The sequence below is a fragment of the Streptomyces sp. V2I9 genome, from assembly GCF_030817475.1.
Classification (GTDB): Bacteria; Actinomycetota; Actinomycetes; order Streptomycetales; family Streptomycetaceae; genus Streptomyces.
This window is the reverse complement of record NZ_JAUSZJ010000002.1, coordinates 2,513,346-2,538,179: the sequence shown is the minus strand read 5'-3', so window position 1 is coordinate 2,538,179 and position 24,834 is coordinate 2,513,346. Positions and strand designations below refer to the sequence as shown.

General features: G+C 72.0%; 19 protein-coding genes, 1 tRNA gene and 1 pseudogene. 10 read left to right on the top strand and 11 right to left on the bottom strand.

Annotated features, from left to right (window positions below; genetic code table 11):
- The first annotated feature begins 314 nt into the window (after window positions 1–314).
- Both QFZ71_RS11040 and QFZ71_RS11035 read left to right on the top strand, forming a co-directional pair.
- Window positions 315–1,700, top strand: a complete 1,386-nt coding sequence (locus QFZ71_RS11040; protein WP_307668077.1) for an NAD(P)/FAD-dependent oxidoreductase — start codon at window positions 315–317, stop codon at window positions 1,698–1,700.
- A gap of 313 nt (window positions 1,701–2,013) precedes the next feature.
- Window positions 2,014–3,321 (top strand): cyclopropane-fatty-acyl-phospholipid synthase family protein, encoded by a 1,308-nt coding sequence (locus QFZ71_RS11035; RefSeq protein WP_307668076.1) that lies wholly within the window; start codon window positions 2,014–2,016, stop codon window positions 3,319–3,321.
- 109 nt (window positions 3,322–3,430) lie between these two features.
- Here the strand turns inward: QFZ71_RS11035 and QFZ71_RS11030 are convergent, their stop codons facing one another.
- Both QFZ71_RS11030 and QFZ71_RS11025 read right to left on the bottom strand, forming a co-directional pair.
- On the bottom strand, window positions 3,431–5,965 hold the full coding sequence (locus QFZ71_RS11030) for an ABC transporter permease (protein ID WP_307668075.1): 2,535 nt from the start codon (window positions 5,963–5,965) through the stop codon (window positions 3,431–3,433).
- 123 nt (window positions 5,966–6,088) lie between these two features.
- On the bottom strand, window positions 6,089–6,859 hold the full coding sequence (locus tag QFZ71_RS11025) for an ABC transporter ATP-binding protein (RefSeq protein WP_307668074.1): 771 nt from the start codon (window positions 6,857–6,859) through the stop codon (window positions 6,089–6,091).
- A gap of 578 nt (window positions 6,860–7,437) precedes the next feature.
- On the opposite strand from QFZ71_RS11025, the gene QFZ71_RS11020 reads away from it, so the two are divergent.
- The 3 genes from QFZ71_RS11020 (at window position 7,438) to QFZ71_RS11010 (ending at window position 9,123) form a co-directional block, all read left to right on the top strand.
- Window positions 7,438–7,523, top strand: a tRNA-Leu gene (locus tag QFZ71_RS11020).
- 242 nt (window positions 7,524–7,765) lie between these two features.
- Window positions 7,766–8,647, top strand: coding sequence for a Bax inhibitor-1/YccA family protein (locus QFZ71_RS11015; protein ID WP_307668073.1), 882 nt, complete (start codon window positions 7,766–7,768; stop codon window positions 8,645–8,647).
- Between the two features lie 158 nt (window positions 8,648–8,805).
- Window positions 8,806–9,123 (top strand): hypothetical protein, encoded by a 318-nt coding sequence (locus tag QFZ71_RS11010; RefSeq protein ID WP_307668072.1) that lies wholly within the window; start codon window positions 8,806–8,808, stop codon window positions 9,121–9,123.
- Window positions 9,124–9,208: 85 nt separating this feature from the next.
- Here the strand turns inward: QFZ71_RS11010 and QFZ71_RS11005 are convergent, their stop codons facing one another.
- The 3 genes and pseudogenes from QFZ71_RS11005 to QFZ71_RS10995 all read right to left on the bottom strand — a co-directional run bounded on the left by QFZ71_RS11005 (window position 9,209) and on the right by QFZ71_RS10995 (window position 12,922).
- Complete coding sequence (locus QFZ71_RS11005; RefSeq protein WP_307668071.1) at window positions 9,209–10,114, bottom strand: hypothetical protein; 906 nt, start codon at window positions 10,112–10,114, stop codon at window positions 9,209–9,211.
- A 355-nt stretch (window positions 10,115–10,469) separates the two neighbouring features.
- Window positions 10,470–11,691: pseudogene (locus tag QFZ71_RS11000) on the bottom strand (acetyl-CoA C-acetyltransferase).
- 229 nt (window positions 11,692–11,920) lie between these two features.
- Window positions 11,921–12,922, bottom strand: a complete 1,002-nt coding sequence (locus QFZ71_RS10995; RefSeq protein ID WP_307671409.1) for an SGNH/GDSL hydrolase family protein — start codon at window positions 12,920–12,922, stop codon at window positions 11,921–11,923.
- 159 nt (window positions 12,923–13,081) lie between these two features.
- On the opposite strand from QFZ71_RS10995, the gene QFZ71_RS10990 reads away from it, so the two are divergent.
- Window positions 13,082–14,488 (top strand): cystathionine beta-synthase, encoded by a 1,407-nt coding sequence (locus QFZ71_RS10990; protein WP_307668070.1) that lies wholly within the window; start codon window positions 13,082–13,084, stop codon window positions 14,486–14,488.
- A 324-nt stretch (window positions 14,489–14,812) separates the two neighbouring features.
- Here QFZ71_RS10990 and QFZ71_RS10985 read toward each other — a convergent pair whose 3' ends face one another.
- Entirely contained in the window at window positions 14,813–15,229 is a 417-nt protein-coding gene (locus QFZ71_RS10985; protein WP_307668069.1) for a hypothetical protein, read from the bottom strand.
- Window positions 15,230–15,433: 204 nt separating this feature from the next.
- Here QFZ71_RS10985 and QFZ71_RS10980 point away from each other — a divergent pair, with 204 nt between their 5' ends.
- Window positions 15,434–16,279 carry a MurR/RpiR family transcriptional regulator gene (locus QFZ71_RS10980; RefSeq protein WP_307668068.1) on the top strand — a complete coding sequence of 282 codons (846 nt, stop codon included), beginning with the start codon at window positions 15,434–15,436 and terminating at the stop codon, window positions 16,277–16,279.
- Between the two features lie 173 nt (window positions 16,280–16,452).
- Here the strand turns inward: QFZ71_RS10980 and QFZ71_RS10975 are convergent, their stop codons facing one another.
- The 5 genes from QFZ71_RS10975 to QFZ71_RS10955 all read right to left on the bottom strand — a co-directional run bounded on the left by QFZ71_RS10975 (window position 16,453) and on the right by QFZ71_RS10955 (window position 20,329).
- Window positions 16,453–16,827: a hypothetical protein gene (locus QFZ71_RS10975; RefSeq protein WP_043251497.1), complete on the bottom strand. Its 375-nt coding sequence runs from the start codon at window positions 16,825–16,827 to the stop codon at window positions 16,453–16,455.
- A 226-nt stretch (window positions 16,828–17,053) separates the two neighbouring features.
- The gene (locus tag QFZ71_RS10970; protein ID WP_307668067.1) at window positions 17,054–17,527 is read right to left on the bottom strand and encodes a roadblock/LC7 domain-containing protein; all 474 of its coding nucleotides are present in this window, start codon (window positions 17,525–17,527) and stop codon (window positions 17,054–17,056) included.
- A gap of 38 nt (window positions 17,528–17,565) precedes the next feature.
- On the bottom strand, window positions 17,566–18,372 hold the full coding sequence (locus QFZ71_RS10965) for a helix-turn-helix domain-containing protein (protein ID WP_307668066.1): 807 nt from the start codon (window positions 18,370–18,372) through the stop codon (window positions 17,566–17,568).
- Entirely contained in the window at window positions 18,369–18,770 is a 402-nt protein-coding gene (locus tag QFZ71_RS10960) for a hypothetical protein (protein ID WP_307668065.1), read from the bottom strand. Before QFZ71_RS10960 ends, QFZ71_RS10965 begins: the two co-directional genes overlap by 4 nt.
- Before the next feature lie 158 nt (window positions 18,771–18,928).
- Window positions 18,929–20,329, bottom strand: coding sequence for an APC family permease (locus QFZ71_RS10955; RefSeq protein ID WP_307668064.1), 1,401 nt, complete (start codon window positions 20,327–20,329; stop codon window positions 18,929–18,931).
- 134 nt (window positions 20,330–20,463) lie between these two features.
- Between QFZ71_RS10955 and hutU the strand changes: the two genes are divergently transcribed.
- From hutU to QFZ71_RS10940, 3 genes are read left to right on the top strand one after another with little or no spacing between them, the layout of a single operon-like run.
- Window positions 20,464–22,122 carry a urocanate hydratase gene (gene hutU / locus QFZ71_RS10950; RefSeq protein WP_307668063.1) on the top strand — a complete coding sequence of 553 codons (1,659 nt, stop codon included), beginning with the start codon at window positions 20,464–20,466 and terminating at the stop codon, window positions 22,120–22,122.
- Window positions 22,122–23,432, top strand: a complete 1,311-nt coding sequence (locus QFZ71_RS10945) for an allantoate amidohydrolase (protein WP_307668062.1) — start codon at window positions 22,122–22,124, stop codon at window positions 23,430–23,432. Before hutU ends, QFZ71_RS10945 begins: the two co-directional genes overlap by 1 nt.
- The gene (locus QFZ71_RS10940; RefSeq protein ID WP_307668061.1) at window positions 23,423–24,790 is read left to right on the top strand and encodes a formimidoylglutamate deiminase; all 1,368 of its coding nucleotides are present in this window, start codon (window positions 23,423–23,425) and stop codon (window positions 24,788–24,790) included. The genes QFZ71_RS10945 and QFZ71_RS10940 overlap by 10 nt, the downstream gene beginning before the upstream one ends.
- Window positions 24,791–24,834: the final 44 nt, after the last annotated feature.

Sequence of the window (24,834 nt, the reverse complement as noted above, 5' to 3'; positions counted from 1 at the left end):
TTCACAAGGAATCGGGTCCGGTTGGTCGCCGTGGGGGCCGTTCGGGGTCCTGTGGGGGGTGTCGGGGCCCGTGCGAGGGTGCGGCGCGCCCGCTCCGAGGGCGTCCCGCCCGTGTCCGGAGGGCCCGTGGTTCACCCTGCCGGAAGGGTCAAGGGCCAGCTCACAGGCGGTGCACAACGTTTCCGGGGGTGTTCTGGTTCCCTCGGTCAACCATGACCTGGGTCACGTGGGCGGCGAAGTGTAGCAGAGGGCCGGTCAATCCTTGTGAAGGGGCTCACGAGCACCCCCCTCGGGAGGGGTGGATACTCGATGGCATGAGCACCACGGAGCGTCCCAGGATCCTCGTTGTAGGCGGTGGGTACGTAGGCCTGTACGCAGCTCGTCGCATTCTGAAGAAGATGCGATACGGAGAGGCGACCGTCACGGTCGTCGACCCGCGGTCGTACATGACGTACCAGCCCTTCCTCCCCGAAGCTGCCGCCGGCAGCATCTCGCCTCGGCATGTCGTCGTCCCGCTGCGACGCGTGCTGCCCAAGGCTGAGGTTCTCACCGGTCGGGTCACGACCATCGACCAGGACCGCAAGGTCGCCACGGTCGCGCCGCTCGTCGGCGAGGCCTACGAGCTGCCCTTCGACTACCTGGTCATCGCGATGGGCGCGGTCTCCCGTACCTTCCCGATCCCCGGCCTCGCCGAGCAGGGCATCGGCATGAAGGGCATCGAGGAGTCCATCGGCCTGCGCAACCACGTCCTGGAGCAGCTGGACAAGGCCGACTCCACGACCGACGAGGACGTCCGCCGCAAGGCGCTGACGTTCGTCTTCGTGGGCGGCGGCTTCGCCGGCGCGGAGACCATCGGCGAGGTGGAGGACATGGCCCGCGACGCGGCCAAGTACTACACCAACGTGAAGCGCGAGGACATGCGCTTCATCCTGGTCGACGCCGCCGACAAGATCCTTCCCGAGGTCGGCCCGAAGCTGGGCGCCTACGGCAAGGAGCACCTGGAGAGCCGCGGTGTGGAGATCTACCTCTCCACCTCGATGGACTCCTGCGTCGACGGCCACGTGGTCCTCAAGAACGGCCTGGAGGTCGACTCCAGCACCATCGTGTGGACCGCCGGTGTGAAGCCGAACCCGGCGCTGGCCCGCTTCGGCCTGCCGCTCGGCCCCCGCGGCCACGTGGACACCTCCGAGAAGCTCCAGGTGCAGGGCACCGACTACATCTGGGCCGCGGGCGACAACGCCCAGGTGCCGGACATGGTCGGCCGCCGCGCCGGCAACCCGAACGCCTGGTGCCCGCCCAACGCCCAGCACGCGCTGCGTCAGGCGAAGGTCCTCGGCGACAACGTGATCTCCGGCATGCGGGGCTTCCCGCAGAAGGAGTACAGCCACGCCAACAAGGGTGCGGTCGCCGGTCTCGGCCTGCACAAGGGCGTAGCGATGATCGTCATGGGCAAGGTGAAGATCAAGCTCAAGGGCCGTCTCGCCTGGTACATGCACCGCGGCTACCACGGCATGGCGATGCCGACCTGGAACCGCAAGATCCGGATCTTCGCCGACTGGACGCTGGCGATGTTCCTCAAGCGCGAGGTCGTCTCGCTCGGCGCCATGGAGACGCCGCGCGAGGAGTTCTACGAGGCCGCCAAGCCGGCCCCGGCTCCGGCCGCCGCCAAGACCGAGGGCGAGAAGGCCAAGGCCTCCTGACCCTCCGGTGATCCGCTCCGCGAGGAGCGCTCCGTACGACGCCCGAAGGGGCCGTCCGCCATCCGTGGTGCGGACGGCCCCTTCGGCGTTTCCGGGGAGGGGACGGTACGTCAGGGCCTCTTCCCGGCCGCACGGATGGCGCGGACACACGCTTTGCCGTCTCATTGCCCGGTAGCGGGATGACGGGGAGTGCGGGGACAGTTGACGCGGGTGTGCCTCGCCTCCGGCACCGGGTGTCGCGGCGGGGCCACGAGCATGTCCGTTCGCCTGTGCCTGTTGTGCTTGTCGGGGAAACACCACGGAGGTGTGCGCCATGGCAGACGCCGCGTCGCGGCTGACCGCTCTCGCCGAAGAGTTGCTCTCACAGCCCCTGCCGGTCCGCATCCGCGCCTGGGACGGCAGCGAGTCGGGTCCGCCCGACGCCCCGGTCCTGGTGATCCGCCGTCGCCGCGCCCTGCGACGGCTCCTGTGGAAGCCGGGCGAACTGGGCCTGGCCCGCGCCTGGGTGGCCGGAGAGATCGACGTCGAGGGCGATCTGTACGAGGCGCTCGGCCGCCTGGCGGGGTTGCTCTGGGAGCGTGACGCGGACGACTCCGTCCACCCGGTGCGCGACCCGCGGGCGCGCGCCTTCGCCCGTGGTCTCCTCCGGCTCGCGGGCCCCTGGCCGCCGCCCGCTCCGCCCGCCGAGGAGGTGCGCCGCCGCTCCGGGCCGCTGCACACCCGGCACCGGGACCGACAGGCCATCAGCCACCACTACGACGTCGGCAACGACTTCTACGCCCTGGTCCTCGGCCCCTCCCTGGTCTACTCCTGCGCCTACTGGCAGGACGGCGGGACCTTGGAGGAAGCCCAGCGCGACAAGCTCGACCTCGTCTGCCGCAAGCTCGCCCTCCAGGAGGGCGACCGGCTCCTGGACGTCGGCTGCGGCTGGGGCTCGATGGCCATCCACGCCGCCCGTCACCACGGGGCGCGGGTCACCGGCATCACCCTCTCGCGGGAGCAGGCTGCCCTGGCCCGCAAGCGCGTCGCCGACGCGGGCCTGACCGACCGTGTGGAGATCCGCGTCCAGGACTACCGGGACGTCCACGACGGACCGTACGACGCGATCTCCTCGATCGGCATGGCCGAGCACGTCGGCTCCGTCCGCTACCGGGAGTACGCCGACGACCTGTACGCGCTCCTGAAGCCCGGCGGCCGCCTCCTGAACCACCAGATCGCCCGCCGCCCCGAGAGGGACGAGGACGCCTACCGCATCGACGCGTTCATCGACGCCTACGTCTTCCCCGACGGGGAACTGGCCCCGCTCGGCCGCACCCTGACCCTCCTGGAGGAGGCCGGGTTCGAGGCGAGGGACGTCGAGGCGCTGCGCGAGCACTACGCGCTGACCCTGCGCCGCTGGGTGGCCAACCTGGAGCAGCACTGGGAGCAGGCGGTACGCGCCACCTCGCCGGGCCGGGCGCGGGTCTGGCGGCTGTACATGGCCGCCTCCGCGCTCTCCTTCGAACACCACCAGATCGGCGTCAACCAGATCCTCGCGGTGCGCCCGCTGGACGGCGGCGCCTCCCGGATGCCGCTGCGCGCCCGCACCTGGACGGAGTCCGCCGGGGGCAGCGGGGCCTGACCCGTACGCCTGCCCGTACGCGCCCGGACACGGGCGAGGGGCCGGCGCACCGCTTCCGCGGTGCACCGGCCCCTCGTCGTCCCCGAGTCCCGGCCCTGCCGGGCCCGGACTACTCCGTCTTGATCGCCGTCAGCATGTTGAGCTTCGCGGCGCTGCGGGCGGGCCACAGCGAGGCGAGGACGCCCACCAGGCCGGCCAGGAGGAGGAAGATGCCGAGCCGGTCCCACGGGATGACCAGCGCATAGCCGGGGATGTCCGAGGACAGGGTCCGGCCGATCGCCCAGCCGAGGAAGACACCCAGGCCGACCCCGATCACCGCGCCGAAGACCGAGATGACGACGGCCTCCAGCCGGATCATCCGCTTCACGCGGCCCCGGTCGAGACCGATCGCGCGGAGCATGCCGATCTCCTGCTGCCGCTCGAACACCGACATCGCGAGGGTGTTGACGACCCCGAGGACCGCGATCAGCAAGGCCATGGCGAGCAGCCCGTACATGATGTTCAGGGCGGTGTTGACGAAGCCGCCGAACATGTCGCGGATGTCCTGCCGGTCCATGACGCTCATCGCCGGGTTGTCGCCGAGAGCGTCCACGATGGACTGCTCGTGGGCCGTGCTCGCGCCGCCGTCCGTCTTGATCCAGATCTCGCGGATCTCGGGCCGGGAGGAGCCGCCGTGCTGGTCCGCCAGCTCCTTCGGGATCACGAAGGGCGAGAGGAACTCGTTCTCCTCGTAGAGCGCCCCGATCGTCAGCTCGCCCTTCTTCTCGTCCTCGAACTTCACCGGCAGCGTGTCACCGGTCTTCCAGCCGTTCGACTTCGCGGTCTCGGTGCCGACCGCGACCCGGCCGTCCTTCAGCGAGCCGATCGAACCGGACACGGTCGTCAGCGAGAAGACCTTCTCCACGTCGCCCGGGGTGACGGCGGAGGCGGACTGGAACTCGCCGTCCACCTCGAACCCGACGGCCTGCTGCGGGGAGAGGGCGGAGACGCCGTCGGCCTTCGCCAGCGCGTCGAGCGTCGACGGGTCGAGCGAGTCGCCGCTGGCCATCGAGACCATGTAGTCGGCCTTGATGTTGTCCGTGGTCATCTTGTCGATGGCCTGGCCGAGCGTGAAGCCGAGCACCGAGATGCCGGTGACCAGGGTCAGCCCGATGGCCAGGGCGGATGCGGTGGCTCCGGTGCGGCGCGGGTTGCGGACCGCGTTCTGCGAGGCCAGCTTCCCGGAGACGCCGAACAGCTTCTTCAGCAGCGGCCGGACCAGGGCGATCACCGGGCGGGAGAGCAGCGGGATCAGGATGATGACGCCGATCAGGGTGAAGAAGGCTCCGCCCGCGATCAGCTGCCGGCCGGACGCGCCGCCGCTCGCCGCACCGCCGACAATGCCTGCCGAGCCGAGCAGGGCGATCACGCCGCCGATCGAGTTCCGTACGACCAGGGACTTGACGGTGGCGGTGGCGTGGACGCTGCTCATCGCGGCGACCGGGGCGATCTTGGCGGCCCGGCGGGCGGGCAGCCAGGCGGCGAGCACGGTGATCAGGATGCCGACCGCGAAGGCGGAGCCGACGGCCGTCGGCGAGACGATCAGGGGTCCGGCGGGGATCTTGCCGCCCATCAGGCCCATCGCGGAGCGCAGACCGGTGGCGAGGCCGAGACCGAGGGCGAAGCCGATGACCGAGGCGAGGGTGCCGACGACGGCGGCCTCCAGCAGCACCGAGCGCTTGATCTGGCGGCGGGTGGCACCGATGGCGCGCATCAGGGCCAGCTCACGGGTGCGCTGGGCGATCAGCATGGTGAAGGTGTTGGCGATGAGGAAGACGCCGACGAACAGGGCGATGCCCGCGAAGGCCAGCAGCATGGTGTTGAGGCTGTTCAGGCCGGACTCGATGTCCTTCGCCTGCTGGTCCGCCAGCTTCTTGCCGGTCTGCGCGGTGGCGTCCTTCGGCAGCAGCGGCGTGATCTCGTCCAGCAGCTTCTGGTCGGAGACGCCGTCCTCCGCGGAGATCGTGGCGTTCTGGAAGACGCCGGGCTTCAGGTAGAGCTTCTGGGCGGTCGCGGTGTCGAACAGCACGAGGCTGCCGCCCGCGTTCACCGCGCCGTCCTCGGTGGTGAAGATCCCCGAGAGCGTGTACTCCTTCACCGGGCCGTTGGTGGCGACCCGCACCGGGTCGCCGACGCGGTACTCGCCCTTCTGGGCGGTGTCCTTGTCGAGTGCGACCGAGCCGTTCTTCGCCGGGCCCGAGCCGTCGGTGAAGTCGTAGCTCGCGTCCTTGCCGTCCTCGCCGGGGGCGAAGTTCGCCCCGGTGTTGGACCAGCCGTTGCCGATCAGCTTGCCGTCCGGGTCGGCGACCCCGGCGAAGCCGGTGACGCGGCCGGTGGCGGAGGCCACGCCGTCCAGGCCCCGGATCTTCTCCAGGGTGGCGTCGTCGATGCCCGGGGTCTTCTCGTCGTGCCCGCCGGCGTACGTCTCGACGGAGACGGCGACGTCGTCATAGCTCTTGGCGGACTGGTTGCGGAAGGCGTTGCCGAGGGTGTCGGTGAAGACGAGGGTGCCGGAGACGAACGCTACGCCGAGCATGACGGCGAGCACGGTCATCAGCAGCCTGGCCTTGTGCGCGAGCACATTGCGCAGGGCGGTACGGAACATGTCTGTGTCCTGGGATGGGTTCCGGAGATGCGGAAGGGGAGGGCAGGGGCGCACGCGGGGTACGGAGGCCGTACGCGTCGGCTGTGCGGCGGCCGGGCTGCGCGGGGCGACCGGCCGGCGGCGTCAGCTGGTGCGGCCCTTCGCGTCGAACGCCTTCATCCGGTCGAGGACCCCGTCGGCGGTCGGCTGGATCATCTGGTCGACGACCGCGCCGTCGGCGAGGAAGATGACCCGGTCCGCGTAGGAGGCGGCCACCGGGTCGTGGGTCACCATCACCACGGTCTGGCCCATCTCGCGCACCGAGTTGCGCAGGAAGCCGAGGACCTCGGCGCCGGAGCGGGAGTCCAGGTTCCCGGTCGGCTCGTCACCGAAGATGATCTCGGGCTGCGAGGCCAGGGCGCGGGCCACGGCGACGCGCTGCTGCTGACCGCCGGAGAGCTCGGTCGGGCGGTGCTTCAGCCGGTCGGAGAGCCCCACCATGTCGATCACCTTCTGCAGCCACGCGGCGTCCGGCTTCCGGCCCGCGATGTCCATCGGCAGGGTGATGTTCTCCAGCGCGGTGAGCGTCGGCAGCAGGTTGAACGCCTGGAAGATGAAGCCGATCTTGTCCCGGCGCAACTGCGTGAGCTGCTTGTCCTTCAGCGTGGACAGCTCGGTCTCGCCGATGCGCACCGAACCGCTGCTGAAGCTGTCGAGCCCGGCGACGCAGTGCATCAGCGTCGACTTGCCGGAGCCGGACGGGCCCATGATCGCGGTGAACTCCCCCTGCGGGAAGTCCACGGACACCCGGTCCAGGGCGACGACCTGTGTCTCGCCCTCGCCGTAGACCTTCGACAGCTCCGTGGCGCGGGCGGCCACCGTGGTGGCGCGGTGAACGGTGGGGGTGGTGGTCACTGGGACGCTCCTGGTTCGGTGAGGCGGATGCCCGGGGCCGTGCTGAGGCCGGCTTCGACGCCATGCCTCGGGGACTTACCCCATCCTTACGGCCCGATCGCGCCGGGACGTCCCTCCCGATGCCCGTTCCCGAGGCCCTCTTGAGTCGCACCACCGTGCCCGTACGTCCTCCTCGGGTATGACACCGACCCCGAGGTGCGGCGGCGGCGCCCGGTCGCGGCCCCTCCCGTGGTCACCCGGAGTGAGCGTCCGGCGGCGCGGAAGAAGGGGCGCCGCGACGGTGGGCGGACGGCGCCGGAGCCGGGTCCGGGGCGGCGCCGGACCCGAGGGTGGCGAATGCCGTGGCGGACCCTGGCGCGGACCTGGCGTGTTGGGCCGTACGAGTGCGGCGACTTTCCGTCAATCCCGTGCGGTGCACGGGCCGCCCATGATCGGTCGCGGTGGTGTGGTCAGCCCGCCGTCATATGCTGACGGACCCTCAAACGGTCAATAAAATAAGACAACATCGCGCCAGTGTTCCGCTGATCGAGGGACGGCCCCGGTTAGGGTCGGTAGCCATACGCGGAGCCGCGTGGCACGCCCGGATGGTGGAACGTAGACACGGCGAGCTTAAACCTCGCTGCCCCTCGGGGGCGTGCCGGTTCGAGTCCGGCTCCGGGCACCAAGCTTCCCACCGAGCGTGACCCGTCCGGCCCGCACCGTCACCGCCGTCCCGGCCCGCCGCCCTTCCTTCCGCCGTCCCGGCTCCGTCGAGCCGCCCGCCCCGGCCCGTAGCGCCGCCCCGGACCCTCCGGCAGGCTTCGTGGCATGCCGGGCGGAAAGATCCTCCGCCGGCACTAGGGTGATTCTTTTGCCTACCCATTACTCTTGTGGCAAGGCCACGCAGTGTGGCCATGGAGGAGTGAAATGAGGAGCAGCAACCCGGTCTTCTCGCGACGGGGCTTCAGCCGCGACAACGGCCACGCGGGCTTCAACGCGGCGCCGCAGGCCGGGGCCCCCGCGACGGGCAACCCGTACGCACAGGGCACCGCCGCCAACCCGTACGCCACCAACCCCTACGCGCAGACGGACCCGCACGGCGCCCCGCAGGCGCCCGCCCGCCCGGACGCGATGACCATCGACGACGTGGTGACGCGTACGGCGATGACGCTCGGCACGGTGATCGTGGCCGCCGCCATCGCGTGGTGGGTCATGCCGGTCGACCAGGCGAACCTGAGCAGCGCCTACGGCGTGGCCATCGGCGCCGCGCTCATCGGCTTCGTGCTGTCGCTGGTCAACTCGTTCAAGCGTCGGCCCTCGCCGGCGCTGATCCTGACGTACGCCGCGTTCGAGGGTGTCTTCCTCGGCATCGTCAGCAACATCGTCAGCATGTACGTCGCCCCCGGTGCGGCGATGCAGGCGGTGCTCGGCACCATGGCGGTCTTCGCCGGTGTGCTGATCGCCTACCGCACCCGGCTGATCCGCGTCACGCGCCGTTTCTACGGCTTCGTGATGGCGGCCGCCATCGGCTTCATGCTGCTGATGATGGTGAACCTCCTGTTCGCCGTCTTCGGCGGCGGTGACGGCCTCGGCTTCCGCAGCGGCGCGCTCGGCGTCGTCTTCGGCATCGTGGCCATCGTCATCGGCGCGGCCATCCTCGCCCTGAACTTCAAGCAGGTCGAGGACGGCATCGCGTACGGCGCTCCGCGCGAGGAGGCGTGGCTGGCCGCCTTCGGCCTCACCGTGACCCTGGTGTGGATCTACGTCGAGATGCTGCGCCTGGTCGCGATCCTCAGCGGCGACGACTGATCGGCCGCGCGGCGGCACCCGCAGGACCCGTGGCACCGGAACGGCCCGCAGGCATCGCGCCTGCGGGCCGTTCCGCGTTCCGGGACGTCGGGAGGGCGCGGGTGCGCGGGACCGGACGCGTTGGCGGCCGTACGGGAGGGGCGCGTAGGGTCGGCCGCGTGCTCGATACGACGCCCCTGATCCTGGCCGTGGACCGTTTCGCCGACCGGCTGCGCTCGGCCCCGCAGAGCCGCCTCCAGCGCGGTGCGGCCGCCGAGGCGCTGGCCGCCGCGCGGGAGCTCGCCGTACGGGCCCAGCGCCTGGAGAACCCGGCCGCCGAGCCGCGTGAGCTGCCGGACGCCGGGATGTTCGCGGTGGGCGACCAGGTCGCCGTCGCCGGGCGGGACCTGGCCGTGGCACTGGAAACGGCCTCGTCCCGGGAGCTGGACGAGGCCGTGCGGTACGTCGGGGAAGCGGCGGCGCGGACATTCGCGTGAGCCGCGGTCCTCCGCGTGCGTGATGGGGTTGCCGGTCGGCGGCGCGGGTTCTCGCCCTCTCCGGCGAGCGCACCGCGCCCGGCGGTCAGAACGAGGCGATGACGCGGTCCGCGAGGATGTACACGTTGTCCTCGCCGCAGGAGAAGGTCAGTGCGTAGGCGCCGGAGACACCCGAGCCGCCCAGCAGCACCGGCTGCCGGCCCGCCCGCAGCGCGTCCGCGAGCCGCTCGGCGGTCTCGCGGTGGCCGGGGGTCATGCAGAGCGTGGTGCCGTCGGCGAAGACGTACACGTCCAGCGTGCCCAGCGGGCCGGGCCGCACGTCGGTCAGCTCGGTCGCCGTGTCGGCCAGCTCCTCCAGCCGGTTCACGGTGCGCTCGTGGTCGGTGACCACCGGCGTCTGCACGGGGACGAAGTCCGGGTGCGAAGGGTGGCGGCGGCGGGCGGCGGCCAGCTCGGGGGAGTCCTCGGGGAACTCCGTGACCTCCGCGACGTCCGCCATCTCCGGAAGGTCGGTCAGCTCACCGATCTCGTGCTCCGCGAAGGGCTGCTCACTCTCCGCGAGGGCCCGCTCGCTCAACTCCACGAGCTCCTCCATGGCCTCGGCCGCTTCGAGGTCCATCGACTCCAGACCGGCGAAGTCGGCCTGCCGGGGCAAGTAGTACGGGGCGTCGTCGCCGAGGCCGGACAGACCCCCCAGCAGGGACGGGGCGTCGGCGGCGTCGCGGGCTTCCTGGGCGGCCCAGAAGGCCCGCGCCTCGGCCAGCTCCCGCTCGCGCTCCTCGGCCAGCGCCTCGGCCACGGCCGCGCGTATCTCGTCGGCCGGGGTGGCCGTACTGCGGCTCTGGTGCGGTACGCAGGCACCGGGAGCAAGGCCGGCGGCCAGCTCCGTGCGCAGCGCCACGACCTGCTTGCGCAGCCCGTGAGCGGCGTGCAGCGCGGCGGCGCCGACGGCCGTGGCAGCGGCGGTGGTCAGCAACAAGGCAAACGGCATGGCGCTCACTGACATACTCCCGGTTCCATCGATACCCCCGACTTCCTACATCAGCTTGGCCTGTACCGGTACGGGCTGTCAGTGCATTACGTCACGAAATGGACAGGTCTTTCGGTCCTCCGTTTCGCCCGATATCCGTGCTGACCTGCGGAAACGACTCTCCCCCGGGATGCAGATCACATCCTGGGGGAGATTCGGTCACGGTCGGAGCTCGACGGGGTTCACAACCCCGGCGGCGAGGGACCCGCTGCGGCTCGGCTCAGCCGCTCTGTGCCGGTGGTCGCGCTGAGCGTCGCCTCCGCTGCGGGCAGGTGCCGCCCTCGTTCCTCGGGCGACCCCTACCCTCCGCTGCGGCTCAGCTCAGCCGCTCGATCACCATCGCCATGCCCTGGCCGCCGCCCACGCACATCGTCTCCAGGCCGAACTGCTTGTCGTGGAACTGGAGGCTGTTGATCAGCGTGCCGGTGATGCGCGCGCCGGTCATGCCGAAGGGGTGGCCGACCGCGATCGCGCCGCCGTTGACGTTGACCTTGTCCAGCGGCAGGCCGAGGTCCCGGTAGGAGGGGATGACCTGGGCGGCGAACGCCTCGTTGATCTCGGCGAGGTCGATGTCACCGACGGTCAGGCCCGCCCGCTTCAGCGCCTGCTTGCTGGCCTCGACCGGGCCGTACCCCATGATCTCGGGGGAGAGGCCGGAGACGCCGGTGGAGACGATCCGGGCCAGCGGGGTGAGACCCAGCTCGCGCGCCTTGGTGTCGGACATGATCACCAGGGCGGCGGCGCCGTCGTTGAGCGGGCAGCAGTTGGCCGCGGTGATCATGCCGTCGGGGCGGAAGGCCGGCTTCAGCCCCTGCACGCCCTCCAACGTGACGCCCGCGCGCGGGCCGTCGTCCTTGGCGACGACCGTGCCGTCGGGGGTGGTGACCGGAGTGATCTCCCGCTCCCAGAACCCGTTCTTCAGGGCCTCCTCGGCCAGGTTCTGCGACCGTACGCCGAACTCGTCCATGTCCTGGCGGGTGACGCCCTTGAGCCGGGCCAGGTTCTCGGCCGTCTGCCCCCATCGAGATGTACGCGTCGGGGACGAGGCCGTCCTCGCGCGGGTCGTGCCAGCTCGCGCCGGACTCCTCGGCGCGGGCGGCGGTGCGGGCCTCCGCCTCGGCGAACAGCGGGTTGTGCGTGTCCGGGAGGCTGTCGGAGTTGCCCTTGGCGAAACGGGACACCATCTCGACACCGGCCGAGATGAAGACATCGCCCTCGCCCGCCTTGATCGCGTGCAGCGCCATCCGGCTCGTCTGCAGCGAGGAGGAGCAGTAGCGGGTGACCGTACAGCCGGGAAGGTGGTCCATCCCCATCTGCACGGCGATGATGCGGCCCAGGTTGTTGCCCTGCTCGCCGCCCGGCAGGCCGCAGCCCAGCATCAGGTCGTCGATGTCCTTCGGGTCCAGCTCGGGGACCTTGGCCAGCGCGGTCTGGATGATCGTGGCGGTCAGGTCGTCCGCGCGCAGGTCCTTCAGGGACCCCTTGAAGGCGCGGCCGATCGGCGAACGGGCGGCAGAGACGATCACGGCTTCGGGCATCACGTGGCTCCAAGGGGCTGGAAAGCTGTACGACGGGCTGGGAGGGTCTGCGGACGGGCGGAACTCCTCTGGAAGTTACCCGGACGTATCGCCGGGGTCACCCGGCAGGCCATGTGATGCGGAACTCTTTTCTAAGCGCTTGCTCAGGCCGGCCGGGGGGAGCCGGGTCGCGCCCGGCTCCCGCCACCCGGCCCGGCTCCCCCGTGCCGGGCGAGGATCGCGGCCCCGCCTACGCGTGCCCGTGGGCGGTGTCCGGGTGGGCGTGCGGTGTGGGCTCCGTGGTGGCGGGCAGACGCCGCCGCCGGCGGTGCTTGAGGAGGGCCCACGGTGCGCGGGCCCCCGTGACCTCCGTACCGGCCTCGCGGGCGGCGCGGGACGCGGCCTTCGCCACCGGCAGGATGTTCTCGCTCCGGGTACCGTCCAGCCGGTCGCTCTCCGGCCACAGGCCCAGCACCGCGCACAGCGTCGGCAGCACCGCCATGGCTGCCGTGGCATAGCCCTCGGCGGAGGGGTGGTAGTTGTCCGGTCCGAACAGCTCGCGCGGGTTCGCCGCGAACTCAGGGCCCAGCAGATCGCCCAGCGACACCGTACGGCCGCCCTGCTCGACCACGCCGATCGTCTGCGCCGCCGCCAGCTGACGGCTCACCCGCCGGGCCAGCCAGCGCAACGGCTGGTAGACCGGCTCGATCGTGCCCAGGTCCGGGCAGGTCCCGACGACCACCTCCGCCCCCGCCGTCCGCAGCCTGCGCACCGCCGTCGTCAGACAGCGCACCGACTGGGTCGCGGGCATCCGGTGGGTGACGTCGTTCGCCCCGATCATGATCACGCAGACGTCCGGGGTGCGGGCCGGGTCCGCGAGCAGCAGCGACACCTGCCGGTCCAGATCGTCCGACCGGGCCCCCGGCAGGGCCACGTTCCGCAGGTCCACCGGCCGTTCGGCCACGGCCGCCAGACCTGAGGCCAGCAGGGCGCCGGGCGTCTGACCGGCCCGCCGCACCCCCTGGCCGGCGGCCGTCGAGTCCCCGAGCATCCCGAGCCGCATCGCGTCGCTCGGCCCGGCGAACGCCACTCCGTACCGTCCGTCCGCGCTCGGCGGAACCGGAGCCGTACCCCCGCCGACCTGCCTCTTCGCGAGCTGGACCTCCGCCAGGAACACGCCCACGGCGGCCGCACCGATCAACCCGATGCTGCCACCGCCGTAGGCCGCGCCCGCCGCGATCCGCCGTGCCACCCGTGCTCTCGACACAGTCCGGTCCACCTCCTCCTCGCCGTACAGCCGTACATGTACCTACTTGCCCCGCTCGGGGCTCGGAGTACTCCTTCCCGTACGCACAGTGCGCCTCGTACGCATACTCTGGGCCGGACCATCTCGGAGATCCCGGAGTACACGGTGCAATTCCACGATTCGATGATCAGTCTTGTCGGCAACACCCCGCTGGTGAGGCTGCGCAACGTCACGGCAGGTATCCAGGCGACCGTCCTGGCCAAGGTCGAGTACTTCAACCCCGGCGGGTCGGTGAAGGACCGCATCGCGCTGCGCATGATCGAGGCGGCCGAGCAGAGCGGGGAGCTGAAGCCCGGCGGCACGATCGTCGAGCCGACCAGTGGCAACACGGGCGTCGGGCTCGCCATCGTCGCCCAGCAGAAGGGCTACAAGTGCATCTTCGTCTGCCCTGACAAGGTGTCCACGGACAAGATCAACGTGCTGCGCGCGTACGGCGCCGAGGTGGTCGTCTGCCCCACCGCCGTCGACCCCGAGCACCCCGACTCGTACTACAACGTCTCCGACCGGCTGGTCACCGAGACACCGGGGGCCTGGAAGCCGGACCAGTACTCCAACCCGAACAACCCGCGCTCGCACTACGAGACCACCGGTCCCGAGCTGTGGGAGCAGACGGAGGGGAAGATCACCCACTTTGTCGCGGGCGTCGGCACCGGCGGCACGATCAGCGGCACCGGGCGCTACCTCAAGGAGGTCAGCGGCGGTGCGGTCACGGTCGTCGGCGCGGACCCGGAGGGCTCGGTCTACTCCGGCGGCTCCGGCCGTCCGTACCTGGTCGAGGGCGTCGGCGAGGACTTCTGGCCGAGCGCCTACGACCGGAACGTGACCGACGAGATCGTCGCGGTGTCCGACAAGGACTCCTTCCAGATGACCCGCCGTCTCGCCAAGGAGGAGGGCCTGCTCGTCGGCGGCTCCTGCGGCATGGCGGTCGTCGGGGCCCTGGAGGTCGCCAAGCGGCTCGGACCCGACGACGTCGTCGTGGTCCTGCTCCCCGACAGCGGGCGCGGCTACCTCAGCAAGATCTTCAACGACGAGTGGATGGCCGACTACGGCTTCCTGGAGAACACCGGCACCTCCGCCAACGTCGGTGCGGTCCTGGACTTCAAGGAGGGCCCGATGCCCTCCCTCGTCCACATGCACCCGGAGGAGACGGTCGGCGAGGCCATCGAGGTGCTCCGCGAGTACGGCGTCTCCCAGATGCCCATCGTGAAGCCCGGGGCCGGCCACCCGGACGTGATGGCCGCCGAGGTCATCGGCTCCGTCGTGGAGCGGCAGCTGCTGGACGCGCTGTTCACCCAGCGCGCCTCGCTGGGCGACGCGCTGGAGAAGCACATGTCGGCCCCGCTGCCGCAGGTCGGCTCGGGCGAACCGGTCGAGGACCTGATGGCCGTGCTCAGCGGCGCGGAAGGGGCCGACGCGGCGATCGTGCTCGTCGAGGGCAAACCCAAGGGCGTCGTGAGCAGGCAGGACCTCCTGGCGTTCCTGGCGAAGGACGCGGGCGCGGCGAAGGCCTGACGGCCCGGCAGGGCACCCGGGGCGGCGCTTCGTGAAAACGGTACGAGCACGTCATGTCCGCGCAGCACCCGCTTAACACGGCTCCGGCACCTTGGTGGGTGTCGGCGGGGAAACCCGCCGGCACCCAGAACGGCGACACCGGACTACGGAGCGGCTCCCGGACCTCCACCGTCGCCCGGACGCGGAATACCGGCCCTGACCCGGACCGCGTCCCTCGCGGGGACCGCCGTCGTCCCGCCCTCCGGGTGACCGGGGGTGCGGCGGTCCCCGCGACATGCTCCCGGTACTCGGGCCGTGGCCCGGTCCCTTGTCCGAGGGGGTGGCTCACTCCCACCGGCCCGACCTCGCGCGCTCGTCCCGGCGACGGAACAGGGCCCCGCTCCGAACCGCCTGGAACGCGTTGACGCCGACGATGCCGAGCCAGGCCACGACCAGCCCTTCGAGGTCGGCGTTCACGACACCGATCGCGGACAGCGGGACGGCCAGGATCAGCGAGACGATCCCCAGGCCGTGCCGCTCCCCGAAGCCCCCCGGCTCCGAGGGGCGCGGCGGCCGGGCGGCGGTCATCTGCTGCTCGGCGAGCTGACGGCGGACCCGGCGGTCGAGCGTCGTGTCGAGGCGCTGCTCCACCTTCTCCAGGAACGAGTCGATCAGCGCGGGCTCGTACTCCGCGCCGAGCTCGCCGCGCGCCTGAAGGGTGGCGGCGAGCTCCTTCTTGAGCTCGTGGTCACGGGCTTCCATACCGAAGATGGTACGGAGCCGGGGCCCCCGTGACAGTGGGGCTAACCCCCGGATCGCTGAGGGTTGACCCCCCCGGGCGCCCGTCCCGCCCGCACCGGCCCTGCCCGCCCCCACCCCTTGCATATGGACATACAGCGACCTACCTGGCTGAATGGAACGGTCGGGGCGCCGGTCGGGGCGCGAGGGATTCAGCAAGGGGACACCATGAGCGGGAGCAGCCCCGCCGCACGGTTGCAGCGGCTCTTCGAGGGCCACCGGCTCACGCCCACCCAGCGGCGCATCGCGCACTGCATGGTCCGCCGGGCCGCCGACGCCGCGTTCCTCTCCAGCGTCGAGGTGGCCGAACTGGCCGGGGTCAGCCAGCCCTCCGTCACCCGCTTCGCCGTCGCCCTCGGCTTCGACGGCTATCCGGCGCTGCGCAGACACCTGCGCGAGGTCGCGCCCGCCGACGCGGAGCAGGAGGACGCGGGGGAGACGTACAACGAGTACCAGCAGGCCGTCCGTGCCGAGATCGAGAACCTTCAGCACCTCTGTGACGTGCTCGCCGACCCCACGCCCGTCGAGCGGGCCGGGCGGCTCCTCGCCGGTTCCCGGCCGCTGCCCGTGCTGGGACTGCGCGCCGCCTCCTCGCAGGCGCGCGGCTTCGGCTACTTCGCCGCCAAGGTGCACCCCGACGTCCGGGTGCTCGACGAGGGCGGCAGCATGCTGGCCGACCGGATCGACTCCGCACGCCGCGCCGGGGCCACCGCCCTGATGTGCTTCGCGCTGCCGCGCCACCCCAAGGAGACCGTGGACGCGCTCGCGTACGCACGGGACCAGGGGCTGACCGTGGTGACCGTCGCGGACTCCGCCTTCGCGCCCGTCGCCCAGCACAGCGATCTCCTGCTCCCGGCGGCGATCGGCGCAGGGCTCTCCTTCGACACCGTCTGCGCGCCGATGCTGCTGGGCCGGGTGCTGCTGGAGGCGATGTGCGACGGACTGCCCGACGCCCAGGCGCGGTTGGAGGAGTTCGACGTACGGGCGGCGGCGCGCGGTCTCTTCGTGGAGTGAGACGGAGCGAGAGCCCTGCCCGGACGGGTCCGCTCGCGCCGGGACGGGTTCCGCGCGCCCGGCCGGGGCCGCTCGGCAAGGGACCCGACTCCAGGCCAGGTCCTGCGGGCCGCGGGACGCCGCGCCGGGCGGGCGCGGCGTCGCCGGGGTCGAGGACGTGGCGCGGGGCCGGGTCAGACCTCCAGTTCCGCCTCGATCTTCTTCAGCTGGTGGCGGGCCATGGCCAGGTTCGCCCGGCTCGCGTCCAGCACCAGGTAGAGGAACAGGCCGTTGCTGCCGCGGGTCCTGAGCAGCCGGATCAGGTGGTACTGGCTGTTGAGCGTGATCAGGATGTCCTCGATCTCCTCCTTGAGCCCCAGGTGCTCCATGGTGCGGAGCTTGGCGCGGATCACGTCGGTGTTGCCGGCGGCGGCGACCTCCAGGTTGAAGTCCTTGCCGCCGCCGAGCGTGCCCAGGGCCATCCCGCTCGTGTAGTCGACGAGGGCGACGCCCGTGGTGCCCTCGATCGAACTCATCGCTTCCTTCAGAGACGCTTCGGTGTTCGCCATGGAGGCTCGTTTCCTTTCCCTGGCCGGTCGCGGTGACCGGTTCCGTTTCTGCGCCGGCCCCTGTGCTGGTTCCGGTGCCGGTTTCCGTGCTGGTTTCGGGGCGGGCTGGTGCGCGGGCTTCTGCGTGATGGCCGAGTCCCGGTGGGTGCGGTGGTACGGGGTGGGGGGAGGCGGACGGCCGGGCCCCGGCGTGCTACGTCGGGCGCTGCGGCAGGGCGCGGGCGCGCTACGTCGGGCGCTGCGGCAGGGCGCGATCCGGCGTGCCGGAGGGGCGTGGGGGAAGGGAGCGGGAGGCGGGGGCGGGTCGCTCCACGCGTTCCAGCGCGGCGTCGACGAGTTCGCCGATCCGGGTGCCGGAGCGGCGGCCCTCCAGATGCAGCCGGCCGACGTTGATGCGGTCCTCGGCGAGCAGGGTCAGGACGGCGGAGGAGCCGGCGGCGTAGGCGGCGATGTAGCCGTTGCCGCCGCGGACGAGCAGTTCGCGGAAGCCGCCGCGGCCGGTGGCGTCCGTCATCCGGATGGAGACGCCGAGGGCGGCGGCGGTGAGGGCGGCGACGCCCTCCGCCTCGACGCCCGGTGTGTCGTGGGCCAGGACCAGGCCGTCGGTGGAGGCGGCCAGCGCTCCGGAGAGCAGCGGGACGCGGGCCCGTAACCGCTGGAGCTCGTCGAGGACATCGCGCACTTCGGCCTCGGGCACCATCAGTTGTCTCCTCCCGGCACGCTGTCTGAGCGCGCGTATCACAGGGCCTCCAATGCGTCTCGGAGCCGGCGCAGCAGGGCGATGTCGGGGTCGGCCGTCACCTCGGGGAGCGTGATCCGGCCGGGCGCGGAAGCGGCGGGCAGCGGTTGGGCGCGGACCGCCTCCACCAGGCCGGCCGCCGCCAGCCGACGCAGGTCCACCAGGACGTGGAAGGCCGAACGGCCCAGCTCCCGCGCGATGTCGGAGGCCGTACGGACGCCGTCGGCCAGCTCCAGGACCCGCCGCTGACGGGCCGGAGCCGGGGCGTCGGAGCCGTACGCAGTCGTCCGCAGCGGTGCTCCGTCGCAGGCGGGGTCGGGCCAGATCCGGTCGAGGAACTCCCGTCGGCGCAGCGTCTCGCGCTCCACGGCCGCGACCGGGACGGGCCGTACCGGGCCGATCCAGTGCGCCACCCCGTAGCGGAAGCGGGCGGGCGTCCCGGTCGGCGCGAGCGCGAAGAAGGCGGCGTCGTACAGCGCACCCAGGTGGCACAACTCCAGTGCCCCGCCCGGTACATGGCCGCTGTCCACGAGGTAGCGGCCGACCCTGCGGCGGGCCCCGGCCTGCGTCACGGCGTCCCACCAGCCCTCGTGCCGCAGGGTCCCGCCGGTGGTGAGCAGGACGTCGATGCCGGGGGTGGCGGGGCTCTCGGCGTGCACCACCTGGCCGTCGGCGAGGTAGAGGGTGCCGTGGTCGCGCATCAGGGCTCCGGTGGCCCGCTCGGCGGCGAGCCGCTGGAGCATCGGGGAGAGCACCGGGGCCCGTCCGGTGCCGGGGGCGTCGAGGCCGGCGGCTATCGCGCTCATGCCAGCACCAGGCGTTCGGCCAGCTCGCCGAGGCGCATCCGGGCGAGCGCGAGGTTGCCCTCGGAGCGGTTCAGCCACAGGTGCAGGAAGACGCTGCTGTCGAAAGCGGTCTCGACGAAGCGGAGCATGTGGTAGCCGTCATGGGTGGTGACGATGACGTCCTCGACGGGCGGGCCCGGCGGGCGGTCGTCGTCCGCCGGGGAGAGCCGGGCGAAGGCCGGCTGTTCGGCGGCCATCCGGGCGACCTCCGCGGTCTCGGCGGCGGTCGCCTCGTGGTCGCCGTTGGGGGAGTCCCCGATGGTGCCGAGGGCGAGACCGCTCGTCCAGTCGACCACCGCGGCGCCCCGCGCACCGGGCAGCCTCATGACGTCGAGCAGGCACTCGTCGATTCCGGGCACGCGGTCTTCCCCTCCCGACGTGGCGTACGGATGTGACGCAGAGGCTACGCAACGTGTGCGCGCCGGGAGGAGGTTCTGGCATTTTCCTTTGGTACATGCGGCCCGCGGTGTAAAGGAACGGCCGGAACCCGGCGCTCGGGGCGGAGGCCGGGGTTCCGTCAGGCGCCCGGGACTCCGGACCTCTCGCGGGCCGTCATCACGGCCTTGTTGACGGCCCACAGCCCGATGCCGATGAGCAGCAGGATTCCGGCCCGTACGTACACGTCGCCGCCCCGGTCGGCCAGCGGGCTCGCGAGGACCAGCGAGGTGAGCGCGCCGAGGACGGGAAGAGCCGTGGGTGTACGGAAGTGGCGGTGCTCCACCCGGTCCCGGCGCAGCACCAGTACGGCGACGTTGACCACGGCGAAGACGCACAGGAGGAGGAACGACGTGGTGTCGCCGAGCCCCTCGATCTCGCCGGTGGAGACCAGGCCGATCGCCAGGGCGGAGACGAAGACGATCCCGACCCACGGGGTGCGGCGGCCGGACAGCACCTTCCCCATCGCGGGCGGCAGGATGCGCTCGTTGGCCATGCCGTAGCAGAGCCGCGAGGCCATCATGATGTTGATCAGCGCCGAGTTGGTGACGGCGAACAGGGCGATCAGCGCGAAGAGTTTCGGCGGGAAATCGACGCCCCCGGCCTTCACCACCTCCAGCAGCGGCCCGCTGGAGCCCGCCAGGGTGCGGGAGTCGACCAGGAGCGAGGAGGCCAGGGCGACCAGGACGTAGACGGTGCCGGTGACGCCCACCCCGACGAAGATCGCGCGGGGGAAGTCGCGCGCCGGGTTCTTGGTCTCCTCCGCCATGTTGACCGAGTCCTCGAAGCCCACGAAAGCGAAGAAGCCGAGCGCGGTGGCGCCGAGGACGCCGGTGAGCAGCGCGTACCCGGTGCCGCCGGTCTCGATCCGGGTCAGCCGGGCCGGGTCGCCCTCGCCGCTGAACACGGCGTACGCGCCGATCGCCAGGATCACCGCGAGCCCGCCGACCTCGACCAGCGTCAGCACGACGTTCGCCTTCACCGACTCCGCGACCCCGCGCAGGTTGATCGCGGCGAGGGCGAGCACGAACAGGACCGCGATCAGGGTCGGCGGCACCGCGTCCGTGAACTCGCCCAGGTAGTCGCCGCTGAACGCGCGCGCCGCCGCGCTCGCGGAGGAGAGGCCCGAGCACATCACCATGAAGGCGACGACGAAGGTGAGAAAGGGGACCTTGAACGCCTTCTGGGTGTAGAGCGCGGCCCCGGCCGCCTTCGGGTACTTGCCGACGAGTTCGACGTACGAGGCCGCCGTCAGCAGGGCGACGGCGAAACCGATCACGAACGGCAGCCAGAGCGCTCCGCCGACCTTTCCGGCCACGTTCCCGGTGGTGGCGTAGATGCCGGTGCCCAGGATGTCGCCGATGACGAAGAGGATCAGCAGCTTGGGGCCCAGCGCGCGCTTGAGCGGCGGCGCCCCGCCGGGGCCCTCCTGGCCTCCCCGGCCCTCGGGCCCCGTCGGTGCGGGTCTGTCGGGAGTGCTCATCGATGCCTCCGGGTCGGCTGCCGGTCGCCAGGCTGAACCTGTTCCCTGCCGCGCCGCGTACCGCACCTGTTGACTACGACTATTCAGCCCATCAGGATGTGAATAGTTTTTCACCGTCGCGAGGAGGCACCGCCATGTCAGGACCCCGCCCCGTACGGGCACCGCGCGGCAGCGCACTGACCGCCCTGGGATGGCAGCAGGAAGCCGCCCTGCGGATGCTGCAGAACAACCTCGACCCCGAGGTCGCGGAACACCCCGACAAGCTCGTCGTCTACGGCGGCACCGGTAAGGCGGCCCGCGACTGGCGCTCCTTCGACGCGATGGTCCGCACCCTGGAGACGCTCAAGCAGGACGAGACCATGCTCGTCCAGTCCGGCCGCCCGGTCGGCGTCATGCAGACCCACGAGTGGGCGCCGCGTGTGCTCATCGCCAACTCCAACCTGGTCGGCGACTGGGCCAACTGGGAGGAGTTCCGCCGCCTGGAGGCGCTCGGGCTCACCATGTACGGCCAGATGACCGCCGGGTCCTGGATCTACATCGGCACCCAGGGCATCCTCCAGGGCACCTACGAGACCTTCGCCGCCGTCGCCGCGAAGAAGTTCGGCGGCACTCTGGCCGGGACGATCACACTGACCGCCGGTCTCGGCGGCATGGGCGGCGCCCAGCCGCTCGCCGTCACCATGAACGACGGCGTCGCCCTCGTCATCGACTGCGACCCGCGCGCCATCGACCGCCGCATCGAGCACCGCTACCTCGACGTGAAGGCCGACAGCCTGGAGCACGCCCTCCAGCTCGCCGTCGAGGCCCGCGACGCCCGCCGCCCGCTCTCCATCGGCCTCCTCGGCAACGCGGCCGAGCTGCTGCCCCGGATGCTCGCCGAAGGCGCGCCGATCGACATCGTCACCGACCAGACCAGCGCCCACGACCCGCTGGCCTACCTGCCGCTCGGCGTCGACTTCGACGACATGGCGACGCTCGCCGCCGAGAAGCCCGCCGACTTCACCCGGCGCGCCCGCGAGTCCATGGCCCGTCACGTCGAGGCCATGGTCGGCTTCATGGACGCCGGCGCCGAGGTCTTCGACTACGGCAACTCCATCCGCGGCGAGGCCCAGCTCGCCGGGTACGACCGGGCCTTCGACTTCCCCGGTTTCGTCCCCGCCTACATCCGCCCCCTCTTCTGCGAGGGCAAGGGCCCCTTCCGCTGGGCCGCGCTCTCCGGCGAGGCGTCCGACATCCACAAGACCGACAAGGCGATGCTGGAGCTCTTCCCGGAGAACGAGTCGCTGCACCGCTGGATCACGATGGCCGGCGAACGCGTCCACTTCCAGGGCCTGCCCGCCCGCATCTGCTGGCTCGGCTACGGCGAGCGCGACAAGGCCGGCGAGCGCTTCAACGACATGGTCGCCAGCGGCGAACTGGCCGCTCCGCTGGCCATCGGCCGCGACCACCTGGACTGCGGTTCGGTCGCCTCCCCGTACCGCGAGACCGAGGCCATGCTCGACGGCTCCGACGCCATCGCCGACTGGCCGCTGCTCAACGCCATGGTCAACGTCGCCTCCGGCGCCTCCTGGGTCTCCCTCCACCACGGCGGCGGCGTCGGCATGGGCCGCTCCATCCACGCGGGCCAGGTGACCGTCGCGGACGGCACGAAGCTCGCGGGCGAGAAGATCCGCCGCGTCCTGACCAACGACCCCGGCATGGGCGTCATCCGCCACGTCGACGCGGGGTACGACATCGCGGAGTCCGTCGCCGCCGACCAGGGCGTACGGGTGCCCATGACGGAGGACCACTGATGCCCGCCGGCCCCTCGGGGCGGGGCCCGGCCGGTGCGGCCGGGCCCACCCCTCCCGATCCGGTGCGGCAGCAGTGGCGTGCCGGTGACTCCTTCCTCTCGATGTGGCGGGAGCTGGCCCCCATCGGGCGCCACCCCGGCAGCGGCGGCTACCGGCGCTACGCCTGGACGGCCGCCGACCTCGAGTGCCGGGCCTGGTTCCGCGCCCAGGCCGAGGCGCGCGGGCTCGCCCACGAGACCGACCGCAACGGCAACCAGTGGGCCTGGCTCGGCGACCCGCTGGCCGGGGACGCCGTCGTCACCGGCTCGCACCTGGACTCCGTGCCGGACGGCGGCGCGTTCGACGGCCCGCTCGGCGTGGTGTCCTCCTTCGCCGCGCTCGACGAACTCCGCCGCAGGGGAGTGGAGTTCACCCGGCCGCTGGCGATCACCAACTTCGGTGACGAGGAGGGCGCCCGCTTCGGACTGGCCTGCGTCGGGTCCCGGCTCGCCGCCGGGCAGCTCACCGTCGCCGACGCCCACCGGCTGCGCGACGGGGACGGGACCACCCTGCCCGCCGCCATGGAGGCCGCCGGATACGACCCCGCCACCCTCGGCCCCGACCCGGAACGGCTCGCCCGGATCGGCGCGTTCGTCGAACTCCACGTGGAGCAGGGGCGCGCCCTCGACCTGACCGGCGACCCCGTCGGCATCGCCTCCGCCATCTGGCCGCACGGCCGCTGGCGGTTCGACTTCCGGGGCGAGGCCAACCACGCGGGCACCACCCGCCTCGTGGACCGCCGCGACCCGATGCTCACGTACGCCGAGACCGTGCTCGCCGCCCGCCGCGAGGCCGAACTGACCGGCGCCCTCGCCACCTTCGGCAAGATCGCGGTCGAGCCCAACGGGGTCAACGCCATCCCCTCCCTCGTACGCGGCTGGCTCGACTCCCGCGCCGCCGACCAGGCCACCCTGGACGCCCTCGTCACCGGCGTCGAGCGCGCCGCCCGCGAGTACGCCGAGCGGGCCGGCATCGACCTCGACGTCGTCCGCGAGTCGTTCACGCCCGTCGTCGAGTTCGAGCACGCCCTGCGCGACGAACTGGCGAAGATCCTCGAAGCCACCGGCGACACCGGACGGCCCGTGCCCGTCCTCGGCACCGGCGCGGGCCACGACGCGGGTATTTTGTCCGCCTCGGTCCCCACCGCCATGCTGTTCGTACGGAACCCCACCGGCATCTCGCACTCACCCGCCGAGCACGCCGCCGAGGACGACTGCACGGCCGGGGTGGAGGCACTCGCCGACGTACTGGAAGGTCTCGCGTGCAGCTGACACACCGGACGACGGGCGCACCCGTCACCGCCACCTACTGGGCGGAGCACGCCTGGCTCGGCACGCACGTCGAGCCGGGCGTCACCCTGGAGGTCGCGGACGGCCGCATCGCCGGCGTCAGGACCGGGGCCGCATCGCCGCCGCCCGGTGCGACCGTGCTGCGCGGCCTGACCCTCCCCGGCCTCGCCAACACCCACTCGCACGCCTTCCACCGGGCTCTGCGCGCCACCGTCCAGGTGGGCTCGGGCACCTTCTGGACCTGGCGCGAGCTGATGTACCGGACGGCATCCCGGCTGACCCCGGACACCTACTTCGACCTGGCCCGCGCCACGTACGCCGAAATGGCCCTGGCCGGCATCACCTCCGTCGGTGAGTTCCACTACCTCCACCACGCGCCCGGCGGCACCCCCTACGCCAACCCGAACGCCATGGGCGAGGCGCTCATCGCGGCGGCGGCCGAGGCCGGCATCCGGATCACCCTGCTGGACACCGCCTATCTCGCCGCCGGGTTCGGCGAGCGGCCCAACCGGCACCAGCTGCGCTTCTCCGACACCACCGCCGAGGCCTGGGCGGAGCGCGCCTCCCTCCTCAGGGGCGACGACCGCACGCTGATCGGCGCGGCGATCCACTCCGTCCGGGCGGTCCCGGCGGACCAGATGGCCACCGTCGTGCGGTGGGCGGAGGAGCGGGAGGCCCCGCTGCACGTCCACCTCTCCGAGCAGACGGCGGAGAACGATGCCTGTCGGGCCGCCCACGGCCGCACCCCCACCCGGCTGCTGGCCGACCACGGTGTCCTCGGCCCACGCACCACCGGCATCCACAACACACACCTGACCGAGGCGGACATCGCCCTGCTGGGCACCTCCGCCACCGGCACCTGCATGTGCCCGACCACCGAACGCGACCTGGCCGACGGCATCGGCCCCGCCGCCGCCCTCCAGAAAGCGGGCTCGCCGCTCTCCCTGGGCAGCGACAGCCATGCCGTGATCGACCTGTTCGAAGAAGCGCGCGCGATGGAGCTCAACGAGCGGCTGCGCACGCACATCCGGGGCCACTGGACGGCCGCCGCCCTGATCCGGGCCGCCTCCGCGGACGGGCACGCCGCACTCGGCCGCCCCGACGCCGGCGCACTGGAACCAGGGGCCCCCGCCGACCTGACCACCATCGCCCTGGACTCGGTCAGAACGGCAGGGCCGGTGCCCCGGCTGACAGCGGAGACCGCCGTATTCGCCGCCTCCGCCGCTGATGTGCGGCACACGGTCGTGGCCGGCCGGCACATCGTCCGGGACGGCCGTCACACGCGGGTGGAGGATGTGCCGCGGGCGCTCGCCGAAGCCGTCGCAGCCCTGCACGACTGAACGCGCAAGCCCCCTGCGCACGACGCCCGGACCACCCCGCCCGC